Origin of the sequence: Arsenophonus endosymbiont of Apis mellifera (assembly GCF_903968575.1) — a bacterium.
GTDB classification, from domain to species: domain Bacteria; phylum Pseudomonadota; class Gammaproteobacteria; order Enterobacterales; family Enterobacteriaceae; genus Arsenophonus; species Arsenophonus apicola.
Genome location: NZ_CAJCFU010000051.1, coordinates 28036 through 45215 on the forward strand (window position 1 = coordinate 28036; position 17180 = coordinate 45215).

Annotated in this window: 15 protein-coding genes; 1 reads left to right on the forward strand and 14 read right to left on the reverse strand. The window is 39.4% G+C overall.

Annotation, left to right across the window (positions count from 1 at the left end; all coding sequences use genetic code 11):
* Positions 1-2: 2 nt before the first annotated feature.
* The 14 genes from mrdB to miaB form a co-directional block, all read right to left on the reverse strand.
* Complete coding sequence (mrdB, locus tag H1X92_RS07515; protein WP_180559564.1) at positions 3-1115, reverse strand: peptidoglycan glycosyltransferase MrdB; 1113 nt, start codon at positions 1113-1115, stop codon at positions 3-5.
* Positions 1116-1118: 3 nt separating this feature from the next.
* Complete coding sequence (gene mrdA / locus H1X92_RS07520; protein ID WP_225505607.1) at positions 1119-3032, reverse strand: peptidoglycan DD-transpeptidase MrdA; 1914 nt, start codon at positions 3030-3032, stop codon at positions 1119-1121.
* A 22-nt stretch (positions 3033-3054) separates the two neighbouring features.
* A complete protein-coding gene (gene rlmH, locus H1X92_RS07525; protein WP_180559566.1) occupies positions 3055-3525 on the reverse strand; it encodes a 23S rRNA (pseudouridine(1915)-N(3))-methyltransferase RlmH in 471 nt (156 codons plus the stop codon).
* A 2-nt stretch (positions 3526-3527) separates the two neighbouring features.
* Positions 3528-3845, reverse strand: a complete 318-nt coding sequence (gene rsfS / locus H1X92_RS07530; RefSeq protein ID WP_180559567.1) for a ribosome silencing factor — start codon at positions 3843-3845, stop codon at positions 3528-3530.
* 276 nt (positions 3846-4121) lie between these two features.
* Complete coding sequence (gene nadD / locus H1X92_RS07535; RefSeq protein ID WP_180559568.1) at positions 4122-4802, reverse strand: nicotinate-nucleotide adenylyltransferase; 681 nt, start codon at positions 4800-4802, stop codon at positions 4122-4124.
* Positions 4786-5826 carry a DNA polymerase III subunit delta gene (holA, locus tag H1X92_RS07540; protein WP_180559569.1) on the reverse strand — a complete coding sequence of 347 codons (1041 nt, stop codon included), beginning with the start codon at positions 5824-5826 and terminating at the stop codon, positions 4786-4788. Before holA ends, nadD begins: the two co-directional genes overlap by 17 nt.
* Entirely contained in the window at positions 5823-6374 is a 552-nt protein-coding gene (gene lptE, locus H1X92_RS07545; protein ID WP_180559570.1) for an LPS assembly lipoprotein LptE, read from the reverse strand. Before lptE ends, holA begins: the two co-directional genes overlap by 4 nt.
* Before the next feature lie 17 nt (positions 6375-6391).
* Positions 6392-8974: a leucine--tRNA ligase gene (gene leuS, locus H1X92_RS07550; protein WP_180559571.1), complete on the reverse strand. Its 2583-nt coding sequence runs from the start codon at positions 8972-8974 to the stop codon at positions 6392-6394.
* Positions 8975-9246: 272 nt separating this feature from the next.
* Entirely contained in the window at positions 9247-9972 is a 726-nt protein-coding gene (locus H1X92_RS07555) for an amino acid ABC transporter ATP-binding protein (RefSeq protein ID WP_180559572.1), read from the reverse strand.
* A 189-nt stretch (positions 9973-10161) separates the two neighbouring features.
* Positions 10162-11694: an apolipoprotein N-acyltransferase gene (gene lnt / locus H1X92_RS07560; protein ID WP_180559573.1), complete on the reverse strand. Its 1533-nt coding sequence runs from the start codon at positions 11692-11694 to the stop codon at positions 10162-10164.
* A 5-nt stretch (positions 11695-11699) separates the two neighbouring features.
* Positions 11700-12575 (reverse strand): CNNM family magnesium/cobalt transport protein CorC, encoded by an 876-nt coding sequence (gene corC / locus H1X92_RS07565; protein ID WP_180559574.1) that lies wholly within the window; start codon positions 12573-12575, stop codon positions 11700-11702.
* Positions 12576-12646: 71 nt separating this feature from the next.
* Positions 12647-13114, reverse strand: a complete 468-nt coding sequence (gene ybeY, locus H1X92_RS07570) for an rRNA maturation RNase YbeY (protein ID WP_180559575.1) — start codon at positions 13112-13114, stop codon at positions 12647-12649.
* A 16-nt stretch (positions 13115-13130) separates the two neighbouring features.
* Positions 13131-14183 (reverse strand): PhoH family protein, encoded by a 1053-nt coding sequence (locus H1X92_RS07575; protein WP_180559576.1) that lies wholly within the window; start codon positions 14181-14183, stop codon positions 13131-13133.
* A gap of 19 nt (positions 14184-14202) precedes the next feature.
* A complete protein-coding gene (miaB, locus tag H1X92_RS07580) occupies positions 14203-15633 on the reverse strand; it encodes a tRNA (N6-isopentenyl adenosine(37)-C2)-methylthiotransferase MiaB (RefSeq protein ID WP_180559577.1) in 1431 nt (476 codons plus the stop codon).
* Between the two features lie 191 nt (positions 15634-15824).
* On the opposite strand from miaB, the gene ubiF reads away from it, so the two are divergent.
* Positions 15825-17006 (forward strand): 3-demethoxyubiquinol 3-hydroxylase, encoded by a 1182-nt coding sequence (gene ubiF / locus H1X92_RS07585; RefSeq protein WP_180559578.1) that lies wholly within the window; start codon positions 15825-15827, stop codon positions 17004-17006.
* The last annotated feature ends 174 nt before the right edge of the window (positions 17007-17180 follow it).

Below are 17180 nucleotides of genomic sequence, written 5' to 3' on the forward strand. Positions count from 1 at the left end.
GGTTATAAACTTTTTGACAGAAATTTTCGGTGGGTATGGATTGACATAATAATACCGAACCCAGCCATTAAAACGATTAATGCAGAGCCGCCATAACTTACCAATGGTAAAGGAACACCCACTACAGGTAAGATACCGCTAACCATGCCAATGTTGACGAATATATAGACAAATAAAATTAACATTAGGCCACCAACCATCATTCTACCAAAGGTATTTTGTGCATTGGCAGCAATTATTAGTCCGCGCATAATTAGCAATAGATATAATGCAAGTAAAATAACGACGCCAATTAAGCCAAGCTCTTCAGCTAGTACTGCAAAAATAAAATCAGTGTGGCGTTCTGGTAGAAATTCTAATTGCGATTGGGTGCCATGTAACCAGCCTTTGCCAAATAATCCCCCTGAACCAATAGCAATTTTTGATTGGATAATATGATAACCCGCTCCCAGTGGATCCGTTTCTGGATCGAGTAACATCATAACGCGATCTCGTTGATAATCATGCATCAAAAAGAACCATAGAATGGGAATAAAACAAGCAATACCTGTGGCTGCAATGGCAATCAATTTCCAATTCATGCCTGCTAAAAAAAGGATAAACAAACCGGAAGCAGCAACTAGAATAGATGTACCCAGATCAGGTTGAGCGGCAACAAGTAGTGTAGGCAGAAATATAAGTATCAATGCTAATAGCGTATTTTTTAGTGTGGGAGGACAGAGATCGCGATTGACAAAACGTGCTACCATCAATGGAACCGCAATTTTAGCAATTTCAGAGGGTTGAAAACGAATGAAGCCAAGATCTAACCATCTTTGTGCACCTTTACTGATTTGACCAAATGCATCGACAAAAACTAATAAAATTAGACAGAAAATATAGAGATAAGGCGCCCAATTTTCATATATACGCGGTGAAATTTGCGCCATAACAAGCATAACAACAAATCCAATCGCGATTTGTATTAGTTTACGTTGCATCATATCAATATCTTGCCCACTCGCGCTCCACATGATCATGACACTATATATTGTTAAGGCAAGAATAATCAGCAACATTGGAATATCAATATGTAAACGTGTCCAAATAGGTAATTTACGTGAATTATCGCTCATATATTACTGATCTTCTTCTAGAGATACATTCGTATCCGGTGTTTGTGATGTCGTTTTTTTACCAAGCAATACATAATCAAAAATACTGCGAACAAGATCGCCAACGGCCGGTCCGGCACCACCATTTTCCAAAATAATAGTTACGGAAACGGTTGGATTTTGGTAAGGCGCAAATCCAATCATTAATTTATGATCACGCAAGTGCTCAGCCAATTTACTGGCATTGTAGGTTTCATAACTGAATACCTGTGCCGTACCTGATTTGACTGCCGCTTTATAGGGTGTGTTGGCAAAACTTCTACGTGCTGTACCGTTTGGTGCATTAGCAACCCCATACATACCTTCTTTAGCTAATTCCCAAAAGCCTGAATGAATATTGCCGATTTGGATATGTTCTTTCTGTTCATAGGGTAGCATAGCGTTACCTAATTTAGTGCCATAAAGTAGGTGGGGAATTTTAACCACGCCGTCATTAATTGACGTCATTAATACTTTGGCCATTTGGATTGGTGTTGTCGTCCAATAACCTTGGCCAATGCCTACTGGAATTGTGTCTCCTTGATACCAGGGTTTTTTATAACGTTTTTGTTTCCATTCACGCGTTGGCATAATACCTGAACGTTCTTCCGACAGGTCAATACCAGTATAGTGACCATAGCCAAATTTTTGCATCCAATCGGAGATACGATCGATACCCATATCATAAGCAACCTGGTAGAAAAAGGTGTCGGCTGATTCGACAATGGCTCTGACAACATTTAATCTACCGTGTCCCCAACGTTTCCAATCTCGATAACGTTTTTCGGAATTTGGTAACTGCCACCAACCAGGATCAAAAATTGTTGAGTTAGGGGTGACAACATTTTCACTTAATGCGGCAACGGCAATAAACGGTTTAACGGTAGAGGCGGGTGGATATAATCCCTGCGTCGTTCTGTTAATTAGTGGGCGATTGGGATTATTTAATAAAGCTTGATAATCCTTATTAGAGATACCATTAACAAATAGATTAGGATCATAGCTAGGAGTGGATACCAGAGCCAGTACTTCTCCGTTGCGGGGATCGGTGACAACAACGGCAGCTCGGCTGGTGGTTAGCAATTTTTCAATCTCAATTTGTAAATTGAGATCGATAGTAAGATAAATATCTTTGCCAGCTTGCGGTGGTTGTTCATGTAGTTGGCGTATGACTTTTCCCCGACTATTCACCTCAACTTCTTCATAACCTGTTTTACCATGTAAAATATTTTCGTAATAGCGTTCAATACCTAATTTACCAATATCATGGGTGGCAGTGTAATTTTTTAGTAGACCGTCATTTTCTAGACGTTCTATATCCTTATCATTAATTTTGGCGACATAACCGATAACATGGGTTAGCGCCGAGCCATAAGGATAATAACGGCGTTGGTAACCTTTGACTTCAATCCCGGGGAACCGGTATTGATTAACGGCAAAACGTGCAACTTGTACTTCATCTAATGAGGTTTTCAATGGGATAGAGGTAAAGCGGCGTGAACGTTTACGCTCTTTTTTGAAGTTTGCAATGTCGTCGTCAGTAAGATCAACCACATCACGCAATTGGGCTAATATCTCTGGTAAATTAGTGACTTTCTCAGGAATGACTTCTAATTGATAAAATGTTCGATTTAACGCGAGAGGAATACCATTTCTGTCATAAATAATACCTCTACTTGGTGGAACAGGAACCAGTTTTATCCGATTATCGTTGGAGCGCGTCTGGTAATCTTCATGGCGAACCACTTGTATATGATAAAGATTAGCAATTAAAATACTGACTAATATTACGATGATAATAAAAGTTATTAACGCCCGACGAATGAATAGAGTAGATTCAGCGGTGTAATCGCGAAAAGGGGTGCGCTTCTTTTTTTTTGTTTCTTTCTTCGCATTCACACTCATAACCTACATATATATGTTATTCCCGATGGTAAGGATGATTTGTTGTAATGCTCCATGCCCGGTAAAGGCTTTCAACAACAAATATTCGAACTAAAGGATGAGGCATTGTTAAGGATGACAGTGACCAACTTTGCTCTGCTGCTGCTTTACAGGCAGGAGCAAGACCTTCTGGGCCACCAATGAGAAAGCTAATATTGCGTCCATCTTGTTTCCATTGATTTAATTGTTCGGCAAGTTGTCGAGTTGTCCAGCTTGTGCCAGGTATATCTAGGGTAATTATGCGGTTACCTTTGCCTACAGCAGCCAGCATTTGTTCTCCTTCTTTCTCGATAATACGTTTAATATCCGCATTTTTCCCGCGTTTTCCCGCGGGGATCTCAATGAGTTCAAAAGCCATATCTTTTGGAAAACGATGAAGATAATCTTGAAAACCTGTTTGGATCCAATCAACCATTTTGCTACCAACCGCAATCAGTTGTAATTTCAAATTTAACTCCAGAGTTTTTCAAGTTCATACATGCGGCGACTATCTTCTTGCATGATATGAACAATTGCATCGCCTAAATCAACCACGATCCAATCCGAAATACCTTGTCCTTCAACACCAAGAGGAATTATTCCTGTCTTGCGGCATGCTTCAATTAATTTGTCCGAAACCGATGTCAGGTGACGATTAGATGTTCCGGTACAGATTATCATGCAATCAGTAATGCTAGATTTTCCACTTACATCAATAGTGACAATATCTTGCGCTTTTGTATCGACCAGTTGGTCGATAATAAATTGTTGGAGTTCAGTTCCTTGCAAAGGTTCACCTTTAATTTCAAGTTAAAAAAAATATTAATGTTTTATATTATTCAGTTATAAAATTTTGTTGAAAGAAATAAGCATAAGATAATCTATATTTTAATCTAATTTTTAGTAAAACCAGTTGAATATTTATAATTAGTTTTAGGATAAATTATCGGAAATTATGCTCTATTTTCAACAGTAGTGTAAAAAGCGCCAAGATAGTACCAATCACCTTATATACTCACAATAGTTTAAGGGTACTTTTGTCAATTTTTTATATTTATTGGTTAATTATGCGCAATTTTGATAAAGATGATGTTTATCAATATAGCGCAAAACTGCGGGTGGCAATATATCTTTACAACTTTTCCTATTACGTTTTCGTTCGCGAATTTCAGTTGCGGAAATATTTAATAAGGGAGTATCAGCCAGATATATGGCACCACAGGGTTTATGGCTGAGTATTTGCGGATCATGCACTTGATGTTGTTTTAGCCATTGTTGCATTGATGATGTTGGAAAATAGGTGGTATAGCCTGGGCGGGCGCAAACTAATAAATGACAAAGATCTAAAATTTTTTGCCAATCAAACCAGGTATCGATCGACAGTAATGAATCTTGCCCGATAATAAAAGCTAATGGTTTTTGCCAACCGATCTGTTGCCGGAAAGAGAGTAATGTTTCAACAGTATAGGAGGCGGTTGTGCGTTTAAGCTCACGGGTATCAATAGTAAATAGAGGATTATTTTTGATCGCTAATTTTATCATTGCGAGTCTTTGTTGAACGGTTGCTTCAGGTTGTGGGCGGTGTGGTGGCTTATGATTAGGAAGTAAAACAACCTGTTGTAAGCCAACTTGTTTGGCTAGCGCTTCTACGGGAAGTAAGTGACCATAGTGAATCGGATCAAAGGTGCCACCGAAAAGTGCTTGAATAGATGGGGAATTAGTTGTTTGTTTAGTTTGTTGAGTCATTAATAAAACTCTCGGGCAGTGATTTACCGCACAATAGCATAGATAAAGTTTCTAATTTTGGCCAAATTGAGTGACCATAATCTTGTTTTAAATGTAATTCAGCTTGGGTAATTAACTGTATTGCATGTTGTAGTTCGCGCAGTGGTAAGCGTTGTAGCGTAGCGCTAATAAGAGGGCGGCGCGCTTGCCAAATTTTATGCTGATCAAATAATTTTTTTAAATTTTTATCGTTACTTTGTTGTTTTAATGTCCAAAGCAATATGAGCTCACGTTGAATTATACGCAATAGAATCACTGCTTCATAATCTTCGCGTTGTAATTGTTGCAGGATATGCCAACTGCGTTTAATTTTGCCTGCAAGTAGTGCATCAACCCAATGATAAGGTGTAAAATTAACAGCATTATTTACTGCTTCTTTGACACGCGGTAAGGTGAGGTTACCGTCAGGATATAATAGTGATAAACGCTCTAATGCTTGATTAAGGGCCAGTAAGTTGCCTTCATAGCAATAGCAAAGAAGCTGATTAGCTTGTTTATCTAAGGTAACAGACATCGCTTTTGCTCGTTGCGTTACCCATTGAGTCAGTCTGGACTGTTCTGGGGTCAGACAATTAATATAGATCCCATCTTGGCCTATTTTTTTACACCAGCCACTATTCTCTTGTGCTTTAGTTAATTTGCCGCCGCGTAATATAAGTAATAAATCAGGATGTAATAATTCAGCCAACTTAAGCAGCTTTTCAGCTATGACTGTGGTAGGGCCACTTTCAGGTAATAGCAAGATAAGGATTTGTCGGCTGGCAAACAGGCTAAGCGATTGACTCAAACGATAAATTGTGTCCCATTCGGTGTTTGTATCTAGCGAATAGCTATAACGTTCTGTAAAACCTTGCTGCTTGGCTACTTGACAAATTTTATCCACACTTTCTTGTGCTAAAAAAGGGTCATTGCCAAAAATCAGGTAACAAGCTCGCAGCTTATCAGCAAGCTGCGAAGTTAGCTGTTCCGGGTAAAGACGGATCATTCTGAGTCTTCCGCTAGCGCTTTTTCAACAGCAACTGATTCTTCAGGCTCATTTTGAATAGTGCTATGAACGATCAGTAACTTACGAATTAACTGACGAGCAGCTTGTTCACGCATTTCTTGTTTAACAAGTTCGTTTTCGGCGTCTTTTGCCAGTGTTTCTAACGGATTATCAAAGAAAGCGCGCTCGACACGGGTTTTGATTGGGTAAACAGCGCCGTTGGGTAGGATAATTTGTGCGCTAACCCAAAAATTTAACTGTTTTTCTGCACTTTTACCATCTTGGTAGATAGAAACAGTTTTGGTGTTTTCCGATGAACCGACAATTTTTAAAAAGGGCACATTCTGCAGATTATCATCGATTAAGTTGACATTATTCAGGCGTAATTGCTGTCTAATTGCGCGTGCCAGCGGACCATAAGGGTCACCGCTACTTAATCTTAATGTTTTTAGTTCTTCAGGTACTTGCGTCGTACCTTGTAAGCGAAATCCACAACCAGCCGTGATCAACACGGCTAAGCTTAGAAATAAGGTAATTAAATAACGCACATTGTCTCCTTATTAAATTAGCCGACAACCAGGTTTAATAGCTTGCCAGGCACGTAAATTACCTTACGGATATTCATACCTTCCAGGTATTTTGCTACACCATATTCTTGCGTTGCTAAAGCTAAAACAGAATCTTGTGATGCATTGATATCGACAGTAATACGTCCACGCACTTTACCATTAACTTGAATAATGACTAATTTAGTATCGTCTATTTTTGCTTGTTCGTCCGCAATCGGCCAAGGCGCATTATCGATATCTTCCTGGTGACCAAGTGCTTTCCACATCATAAAGCAGGCATGAGGAATAATAGGTGACAGCATCCGCACGATAGCCTCTAAAGATTCTTGGAGTAACGCACGATCCTGCTCACTGTCATGGGGGGCACGCGTCAGTTTATTCATAAACTCCATAATAGCGGCAATCGCAGTATTAAAGGCATAACGACGGCCGATATCATCGGTCACTTTAGCGATGGTTTTATGCAGATCTCGCCGTAAATTTTTCTGCTCTGGCGTGAGACTAGTGCTATCTAATGGCGCTGTTTTACCTTTTTGTGTATGTTCAAAAACCGTGCGCCAGAGACGACGAACAAAACGATTGGCACCTTCTACACTGGATTCTTGCCATTCTAAAGTTAGTTCCGGTGGAGCGGCAAACATCATAAATAGGCGGACCGTATCAGCTCCATATTTTTCTACCATTAATTGTGGATCGATGCCGTTATTTTTTGATTTGGACATTTTACTCATTCCGGTATAGAAGAGTTGATGTCCATGTTGATCGGTTGCTTTGACAATCTTACCTTTTTCATCGCGTTCAACCGTTGCATCAACAGGTGATACCCAAACCCGTTGTCCATTTTCACCCAAGTAATAAAAAGCATCGGCTAAAACCATTCCTTGACATAACAAGCGCTTAGCTGGCTCATCGGAATTAACTAAGCCAGCATCTCGCATTAATTTATGGAAAAAACGGAAGTACAATAGATGCATAATGGCATGCTCAATACCACCGATATATTGATCAACGGGTAGCCAGTAATTGGCCGCGGCCGGATCCAGCATTCCTTGCTCATAATTAGGACAAGTATAACGAGCATAATACCAGGATGACTCCATAAAGGTATCAAAGGTATCGGTTTCACGTAATGCCGCATGACCATTGATGTCGGTTTTGGCCCATTGGGGATCGGCTTTGATTGGACTTGTGATCCCATTCATCACAACATCTTCAGGTAAGATGACAGGTAGTTGTTCTTCTGGTACTGGCATAACAGAGCCGTCTTCCATGGTTACCATTGGAATGGGGGCTCCCCAATAACGTTGGCGAGACACGCCCCAGTCACGTAGACGATAATTAACTTTACGCTGAGCAGTACCTTGTGCAACCAGTTTATCGGCTATCGCATTAGCGCCTGTTTGGTTGTCCATACCACTAAATACGCCTGAATTGATTAGTGCATTTTTTTCAGTCAATGGACCAGTTTTTAGATCGGGGAGCCGGCCTTCATTATCAACAATAACTGCTTTAATTGGTAAATGATATTTACTGGCAAATTCCCAGTCGCGCTGATCATGCCCTGGAACCGCCATGACGGCGCCTGTACCATATTCCATTAATACAAAATTGGCTATCCAGATCGGAATTTTTTCATTAGTTAGCGGGTGAATTGCGAACAAATCGGTGGCGATACCTTTTTTTTCCATGGTTGCCATTTCAGCTTCAGCAACTTTGGTATTGCGACATTCATCAATGAAAGCGCTAAGTTTAGTATTTTTTTCTGCCGCGTTTTTTGCTAGCGGATGAGTGGCTGCAATAGCGAGATAAGTCACTCCCATAAAAGTATCAGGTCGCGTAGTATAAACAGTTAGTTTTTCATCCTTGCCTGCCAGTGCAAAGGTAATTTCAACCCCTTCTGAGCGGCCGATCCAGTTACGCTGCATGGTTTTAACTTGTTCTGGCCAGCCATCGAGTCTATCTAAATCATTGAGAAGCTCTTCAGCATATGCGGTAATTTTTATGAACCATTGGGGAATTTCTTTGCGCTCGACAGGAGTATCGCAACGCCAGCAGCAACCATCAATGACTTGCTCGTTAGCCAAGACCGTTAAATCATTTGGACACCAGTTAACGGCGGAGGTTTTTTTATAAACCAAACCTTTTTCATAAAGCTTAGTAAAAAACCATTGCTCCCAACGATAATACTCAGGAGTACAAGTTGTAATTTTTCGGCTCCAGTCATAACCAAATCCGAGCATTTTTAATTGATTTTTCATGTAATCAATATTGGCATAAGTCCAAGGCGCTGGGGCGGTATTATTTTTTACCGCCGCCCCTTCTGCTGGTAAACCGAAAGCATCCCAGCCGATAGGTTGCAGCACATTTTTGCCTAGCATGCGTTGATAACGAGAGATAACATCACCAATGGTATAGTTGCGAACATGGCCCATATGTAGTTGACCAGATGGGTAAGGTAACATTGACAGGCAATAGTATTTTTCTTTGTTATTATCTTCTAATACTTTAAATGTTTGTTTTTCTTCCCAACGACGTTGTACGTATTGTTCTATCTCTTCTGGTCGATATTGTTCTTGCATGATACCGATGTTCCTATGGCGAAAAATGCGGCATTAGCCGCGAATAAAATTGTGAATTATAGATCTGCATAGAATAGCGGATAATTGACCCTAACAACAACTATTGATGAATATTTAGTGGCCAGGCTAAATTAATTTTATCTAGACAAAAGTTCTGTAGATTCAAAGAGTAAAGTTTTAAATTATCCGTCTAGCCCGAATTAGGCCTTTTTTTATATTATTATTTAGCTAATTGGGCAACGGTTTTTGTCACCCAATAACGGATAGTTGAATTAATGTATGATCTTAGCAAGAAATTCTTTAGCACGTTCTGATTTCGGCGCAGCAAAGAAATCGTCTTTATTGCTATCTTCAATAATTTTTCCTTCGTTCATAAAAATCATTCGATGAGCAACTTTTTTAGCAAATCCCATCTCGTGAGTGACGACTATCATGGTCATGCCTTCATTAGCAAGCTTTATCATCACATCAAGTACTTCGTTGATCATTTCTGGATCTAATGCTGAGGTTGGCTCGTCAAATAGCATCGCAATCGGATCCATACAGAGTGCTCTGGTAATGGCAACGCGTTGTTGTTGCCCACCAGATAATTGAGCTGGAAATTTATTGGTGTGGTTAGCTAATCCAACTCGCTCTAATAGTTTTAAGGCGGTGCTTTCAGCGGTTTTTTTATCTCTGTTTAAGACCTTTATTTGTGCTAGTGTTAAATTTTCAATAATTGATAGATGAGGGAATAGTTCAAAATGTTGAAATACCATACCTACTTTTGACCGCAATTTAGCCAAATCGGTCTTTTTGTCATTAACATGAACATTATCAATATATATTTCACCGCTTTGAATTGGCTCCAAACCATTAATGGTTTTTATTAATGTTGATTTACCTGAACCAGAGGGGCCACAGATAACGACAACTTCCCCCTTTTTGACATCCATCGAACAATCAGAAAGCACCTGAAACTGTCCATACCATTTAGAAACATTTTTTAAAGAAATCATTAATAGTCCTTTTTCAGATAACTGACCAGCATAAATCTAAATAAATCAATAAAAAATCAAATTTTTTAACAAATAATAAATTATTATAATAAAAGAGAACATTAATTTAATGATAAATATTAATAAGCAAGATAAAACCGGATCATCGGTGGTTTAATCCATGATGATAATTAATATATGCTAAATTAGTTAATCTTCTTTTCGCTTAATAAAGCATGCCCATATAAGAAATAGAGTCACCAAGGCCCACATAGGCCAGTTACTCCAACGTGCATAAGGTGTAAGACCTGATGTTGGTGTTACCTCGGTATTTAATACTGAGCGAGTAAATTGAGGAAGTTTAGCCTGAATATCTCCATCGGCTGTGATCACTGCCGTAACACCGTTATTAGTGGCACGCAATAGTGGTCGGCCAAGCTCAAGCGCACGCATGCGCGCCATTTGAAAGTGTTGCCATGGGCCGATAGAATGGCCAAACCAGGCATCATTTGAAACTGTTAATAGAAAATCAGTATTTGATTTAAAGTTATCTCTGACTTGGGAGCCTAAAATAATTTCATAGCAGATAACGGCAGTTAAATGAATATTGCCAGCAGATAACTGCTGTTGCTCATAATCACCACGACTAAAACCTGACATGGGTAAATTGAATAAAGGGGCAATGGGGCGAAGAATATCTTCTAATGGCACAAATTCACCAAAAGGCACTAGGTGGTGTTTTTGATAACGGTTACTGGTTGGATATTGATAAGGTTTATTTTCTCCCAGCACAATAATACTATTAAAAAAATCACTCACGCCTTGTTTGCTTGGTTTGGCATCAACAATGCCAGTAATTAAGCGAGTATTTTGTAAGTGTAGTAGCTTATCTAATGAGGTTAGCCAAATGTAATTATCTAATTCGATCGAGGGTATAGCCGATTCAGGCCAAATAATGATATTAGCGTTGCCAAAATAAGGTCTGGATAGATCGAGATAGGTGCTAATAGTTTGTTCGAGAAATCCTGGTTGCCATTTTAAGCTTTGCGGAATATTACCTTGAACTAAAACAACTTGTGATTTCTTTTCTGCGACCGGTGTAAACCAGTGATAATTTTTAATTACTAGCGGTAAAAATAATAAGATCACGGCCGTGATTAACGGAATAACTCGACGTTTTATGCAAGCAAAAACCAAACAACTGCTAATAATCAGCAATAGCAAGGTTATCATCTCCACGCCAAATATCGGTGCAATGCCTTTAAGTGGCCCATCAATTTGGCTGTAACCAAATTGCAACCAAGGGAAACCAGTTAGTATCCAGCCACGTAAATATTCAGTTATTTGCCATATTGCTGGCGCGGCAAAAAAAAAGCGTGCAATATTAAGGCGTGAAAAGAATCTATTGAGCAGATAAGCAAATAGCGCGGGATAAAGTGATAAATAAGCCGCCAATAAGATAACTAAAAAGACATTAACCAGCAATGGCATACCGCCAAAATCGGCAATACTCACATAAACCCAGTTAATACCACTGCCAAATAAACCAATACCCCAGCAAAATGCTATCAAACTGGCTTGTTTGCTCGAGCGGGTAACAATTAGCAGTTGTAGGCCAAACAGAGAAAAAAGAGCGGCTAACCAAAAATCAAAAGGTGAAAAAGCCAGTGTTCCGCAGAGCCCGAAAAATAACGCGATCAAGGCTCGTAACCACTGACATTGATAGAGTGGTTTTTTTTTCATTAATGCTATTCTTCTACAAGATTTGGAATAGGTGCTTCATCAGGGATTTTTACCTGAACTTGAATGATTTTACGGCTATCAGCCATGGTAATTTTAAAGATATAACCATCAATCGTGATAATTTCACCACGCGCGGGCAAATGGCCGAATGCTTGCATCACCAAACCACCAATGGTATCAACTTCTTCATCGTTAAAGCGTGTGCCAAATGCTTTGTTGAAATCATCAATTTGGGTTAACGCACGAACAGAGTAAGCATGTTTGCTTAGTTGGCGAATATCAATGTCATCTTCATCATCATATTCGTCTTCAATCTCACCAACAATTAATTCAAGAATATCTTCGATGGTAACTAAGCCGGAAACACCACCAAATTCATCGATGACAATTGCCATATGATAGCGTTGTGAGCGAAACTCTTTTAATAACAGATCAACACGTTTACTTTCAGGTACCACTACGGCAGGGCGTAATACTTTATCAATATTGAAAGGTTCAGCATCGGTACGCATAAATGGCAGTAAATCTTTCGCCATCAATAGACCTTCAATATGATCTTTATCTTCACTAATTACTGGAAAACGAGAATGGGCTGAGTCGATAATTACATCAAGGCATTCATCTAACGATTGATTTCGTTTTAAGGTTACTATCTGCGAGCGTGGGATCATAATATCCCGAACACGTTCGTCAGAAATATTCATTACGCCTTCAAGCATTTCTCTGGTATCAGGATCAATAACATCTTTTTGTTCTGAATCACGAATTAGTTCAACTAAGTCATCACGATTTTTTGGTTCACCGTGAAATAATTGATTTAGGCGCCCGAAAAAACTCTTTTTCGAGTGATTGTCATTGTTGGTAGGATGGTCGTCGCTCATGGCGTTTTATTAATATTTCTCTCGGTAGTTAATCGTATCATACATTGTTTAGCATGAAATTAGCATTATGATCACGCTTTTTCATGCTGATAAGGATCAGGATAACCTAATTTTTGCATAATTTCAGTTTCTATTGTCTCCATTTCTTCTGCCTCAAAGTCATTCTGATGATCATAACCTAGTAGATGAAGACAACCATGTATTACCATATGCGCCCAGTGAGCATCTAAGGTTTTGTGTTGTTCAATGGCTTCTTTTTCAACTACTTGACGACAAATAACCAGATCACCGAGTAAGGGTAATGTAATATTATCTAATGCCTCAAATGGAAAGGATAGCACATTTGTTGGCTTATCTTTTCCTCGATAGGTCAGATTTAAATATTGGCTTTCTGTAATATCGACAATACGAATTGTAACTTCACTTTCAGCTTGAAATTGTGGCAGAAAAGACTCAAGCCAATGTTGGAATGTCGTTTCATCGGGTAAGCCATGATGATCGCTACAGGCAAGCTGGAGATCAAGAATAACGGATTGCAAGCTAATATCTCCCTTTTTATAGAGCGCCTGAAGGCTCTTTTTGTTGACGAAGTAACTGTTTGCGTTCTTGTTCTTTTGCTTCCCAATTTTCGTAGGCAATAACCACTTTTGCCACTATAGGATGACGTACTACATCATCACTATGAAAGAAATTAAAGCTAAGTTCTTTAACTTCAGAAAGTACTTCAATTGCGTGGCGTAAACCTGATTTATGGCCACGCGATAGATCAATTTGCGTTAAATCTCCAGTGATCACGGTTTTAGAGTTAAACCCGATACGGGTCAAAAACATTTTCATCTGTTCAATCGTGGTATTCTGGCTTTCATCAAGAATGATAAAAGCATCATTCAGGGTACGACCTCGCATATAGGCTAAGGGTGCGACTTCAATCACATTGCGCTCAATCAATTTTTCTACTTTTTCAAAACCAAGCATTTCAAATAAGGCATCATAAAGAGGGCGTAAATAAGGATCAACTTTCTGACTGAGATCACCTGGTAGAAAGCCAAGTTTTTCACCGGCCTCGACAGCTGGGCGAGTGAGTAGGATTCGACGTATTTCTTGTCTTTCTAAAGCATCAACAGCAGCTGCAACGGCGAGATAGGTTTTACCTGTTCCGGCGGGACCAATGCCGAAAGTAATGTCGTGGCTAAGCATATTAGCAATATATTGTGCCTGATTGGCTGTGCGTGGTTTGATAGCGCCTCGTTTGGTTTTAATGTTGATGAATTTATCGTAATTGCCAACATTTTCAACTGATTGTTCAACAAATTTACTTTCCATAATAGATAAGTGGATTTGTTCAGGGACAATGTCAGGGATAATGCCACGAATAGGGGCTGTATCAACATATAAACGGCGTAAAACATTACTAGCTGCGTTGATATTAAGTGGTTTGCCAATTAGTTTGAAACGGTTATTTCGACGATTAATTTCAATACCGAGTCTGCGCTCCAATTGCTTTATATTATCATCGAACGGCCCACAAAGGCTAATTAACCGTTGATTATCAGCCGGTTCTAAAAATATTTCGCTAGTGGCAATGTGTGAATTATCTTTTGGGGTCACAGAGTCTCTCTATTTAATATTAAGGTTGGTAATTTGCTACACCAAGATCATCTTCTTTACGTGTCCGAGCAATAACCGATTCGGGTGATTCTTGGCTCCTTAACGCCATGCTATCTTCATTTTTGACAACCTTTCCGCGCAAAGAATTGGCATAGACATCGACAATTTCGACATCGACAAACTTTCCGATCATATTTTGTGTACCTTCAAAGTTTACCACCCGATTATTTTCGGCGCGGCCAGAAAGTTCCATAATATTTTTACGGGAAGGTCCTTCAACCAGAATACGTTGAATGCTACCCAACATTGTTCGGCTATAATTCATTGCTTGCTGATTAATACGTTGCTGAAGTAGATAGAGGCGCTGTTTCTTTTCATCTTCACTCACATCATCAGGCAAATCAGCAGCAGGGGTACCCGGGCGTGGTGAGTAGATAAAACTAAAACTCATATCAAAATTAACATCAGCAATTAGTTGCATGGTTTTTTGAAAATCATCTTCTGTTTCACCAGGAAAACCAACAATAAAATCGGAACTAATGAGAATATCAGGTCGTGCTTTACGTAATTTACGGATAATACTTTTATACTCCAGGGCCGTATGTGATCTTTTCATCATTGTCAAAATACGATCTGAGCCGCTTTGAACGGGAAGATGTAAGAAGCTAACAAGTTCAGGGGTATCTTCATAGACAGCGATAATATCGTCGGTAAACTCAATTGGATGACTGGTGGTAAAACGGATGCGATCAACGCCATCAATGGCGGCAACCAGACGTAATAATTCCGCAAATGAACAAATGTTACCGTCAAAAGTTGCTCCACGATAGGCATTAACGTTTTGACCTAATAAGTGAATTTCACGTACTCCTTGCGCCGCTAACTGTGCGATTTCAAATAAAACATCATCACATGGTCGGCTTACCTCCTCACCCCGCGTGTAAGGCACGACACAAAATGAGCAGTATTTATTGCAGCCTTCCATAATGGAAACATAAGCGGAAGGGCCTTCTGCTCGAGGTTCCGGTAATCGATCAAATTTTTCAATTTCTGGAAAACTGATGTCGACAATTGGACTACGCGTACCTTTAACTTGATTGATCATCTCTGGTAGACGATGCAAAGTTTGTGGGCCGAAAATGATATCAACACTAGGGGCACGTTGACGAATGAAATCCCCCTCCTGTGAAGCGACACAACCACCAACTCCGATAATAATATCAGGATTAACCTCTTTTAAATTTTTCCAGCGTCCTAATTGATGAAATACTTTTTCTTGCGCTTTTTCACGAATTGAGCAGGTATTTAGTAGTAGAATATCGGCTTCTTCGGCAATCTCTGTTAATTGATATCCATGGGTGCTGTTGAGCAGGTCAGCCATTTTTGATGAATCATATTCATTCATCTGGCAGCCCCAGGTTTTAATGTATAGTTTTTTATTCGTCAACATTTTGTCTATCCGAAGTTTTCAGCAGCAAAATCTGTCATACTGAAAACATTATGTATTAAATTAGAAAATTTTGATATGTATTGTATTCGTTTGGAGCATCGCTGACCAGTATGTAGAATAGATTATTAGTAAATGACTTAAGAAAAATTAGCCCTACTATTAGATTGATAACTATTGATAGTTAAGATGATATGAATAAAGTAGATGAAAATTATGACATTGTCGTCGTTGGTGCGGGTATGATAGGTGCAGCTATGGCAATTGGATTAGCCAAAGAAGGTTGGCGGATCCTATTAATTGAACATATTAAACCTGCACCTTTCGATCCGTTAGCACAGCCTGATTTACGGGTTTCAGCGCTAAGTTGTACTTCCGTGGATCTACTTAAGCAACTTGGGGTGTGGAATAGTGTTTTAAAGATGCGGGTTGCGCCTTATCGAAGATTAGAAACATGGGAAGGAGATAATGCCCATGTGATGTTTGAAGCAAACAGCCTTGGTTTACCTGAACTGGGTTATATGGTTGAAAACCGTATTTTGCAATTGGCATTATGGCAACAATTTTCTCAATATCCCAATCTTACCTTGCTATGCCCCGCCAAATTGGTTGCAATGCAGCGTCACCATCAACAGTGGAAAATTACCTTAAATAACAACCAGCAATTTTTGGCAAATTTAATTATTGCTGCTGATGGTGCCCGTTCACAGGTGCGTTCTTTAGCTGGAATTGGTAGTAGTGGTTGGCAATATGGTCAATCATGTCTGCTTATTACGGTTAAGATGGAACAACCACAACAGGATATTACTTGGCAACAATTTTTTCCTTCTGGCCCGCGCGCATTTTTGCCTTTATTTGATCATTGGGCCTGTTTGGTTTGGTATGATAAACCTGCCCGAATTAGACAACTGCAAGCTATGTCTTTGGAGCAACTGAGGCAAGAAATTATGTCAGCTTTTCCAGCTCGCCTTGGCTCACTGCAAGTAGTTGCTAAAGGTAGTTTTCCACTAAACCGCCATCATGCTAATCGTTATGTTGACGAAGGGCTAGCGTTGATTGGCGATGCTGCTCATAGTATTAACCCACTTGCGGGGCAGGGCGTAAATCTCGGTTACCGTGAAGTTGATAGTCTATTAAAGGTGTTGATTGATGCCAAGGCGCATTTATTACCTTGCTATGCCCAAAACACTTTGCTGATTTATCAAAAAGATAGAATGCTAGATAATAAATTGATGCAGGCAGGCATGGATACTATCTATACACTGTTTAGTTCCCAATTAGCGGCTGTAAAATCTGGCCGAAATTTAGCCTTAATGCTAGTACAAAGACTAAATGGCGTTAAGAAAAGGGTACTAAAATATGCTTTAGGTTTATGAAATAAAGACAGTTATGGTTTTTTTGACTGCGGTATCGTCAAATCTTTTTTTTAGACTAACACCATGACAAAATTAATTAAATTGTGAGACGGATCAAAAAACCATCTTAACCTCCAAAGGGTACTCCCACCGACATAAGGTGGGAGGGGAATTTGGTCGGGCTTGAAAAGCCCG

Bases quoted from the DNA above. Each gene is read 5' to 3' on its own strand.
- leuS (WP_180559571.1), bottom strand. From the start codon at position 8,974: ATGCAAGAACAATATCGACCAGAAGAGATAGAACAATACGTACAACGT.
- nadD (WP_180559568.1), bottom strand. From the start codon at position 4,802: ATGACTCAACAAACTAAACAAACAACTAATTCCCCATCTATTCAAGCA.
- holA (WP_180559569.1), bottom strand. From the start codon at position 5,826: ATGATCCGTCTTTACCCGGAACAGCTAACTTCGCAGCTTGCTGATAAG.
- ubiF (WP_180559578.1), top strand. From the start codon at position 15,825: ATGAATAAAGTAGATGAAAATTATGACATTGTCGTCGTTGGTGCGGGT.
- lnt (WP_180559573.1), bottom strand. From the start codon at position 11,694: ATGAAAAAAAAACCACTCTATCAATGTCAGTGGTTACGAGCCTTGATC.
- mrdB (WP_180559564.1), bottom strand. From the start codon at position 1,115: ATGAGCGATAATTCACGTAAATTACCTATTTGGACACGTTTACATATT.
- miaB (WP_180559577.1), bottom strand. From the start codon at position 15,633: ATGTTGACGAATAAAAAACTATACATTAAAACCTGGGGCTGCCAGATG.
- H1X92_RS07555 (WP_180559572.1), bottom strand. From the start codon at position 9,972: ATGATTTCTTTAAAAAATGTTTCTAAATGGTATGGACAGTTTCAGGTG.
- corC (WP_180559574.1), bottom strand. From the start codon at position 12,575: ATGAGCGACGACCATCCTACCAACAATGACAATCACTCGAAAAAGAGT.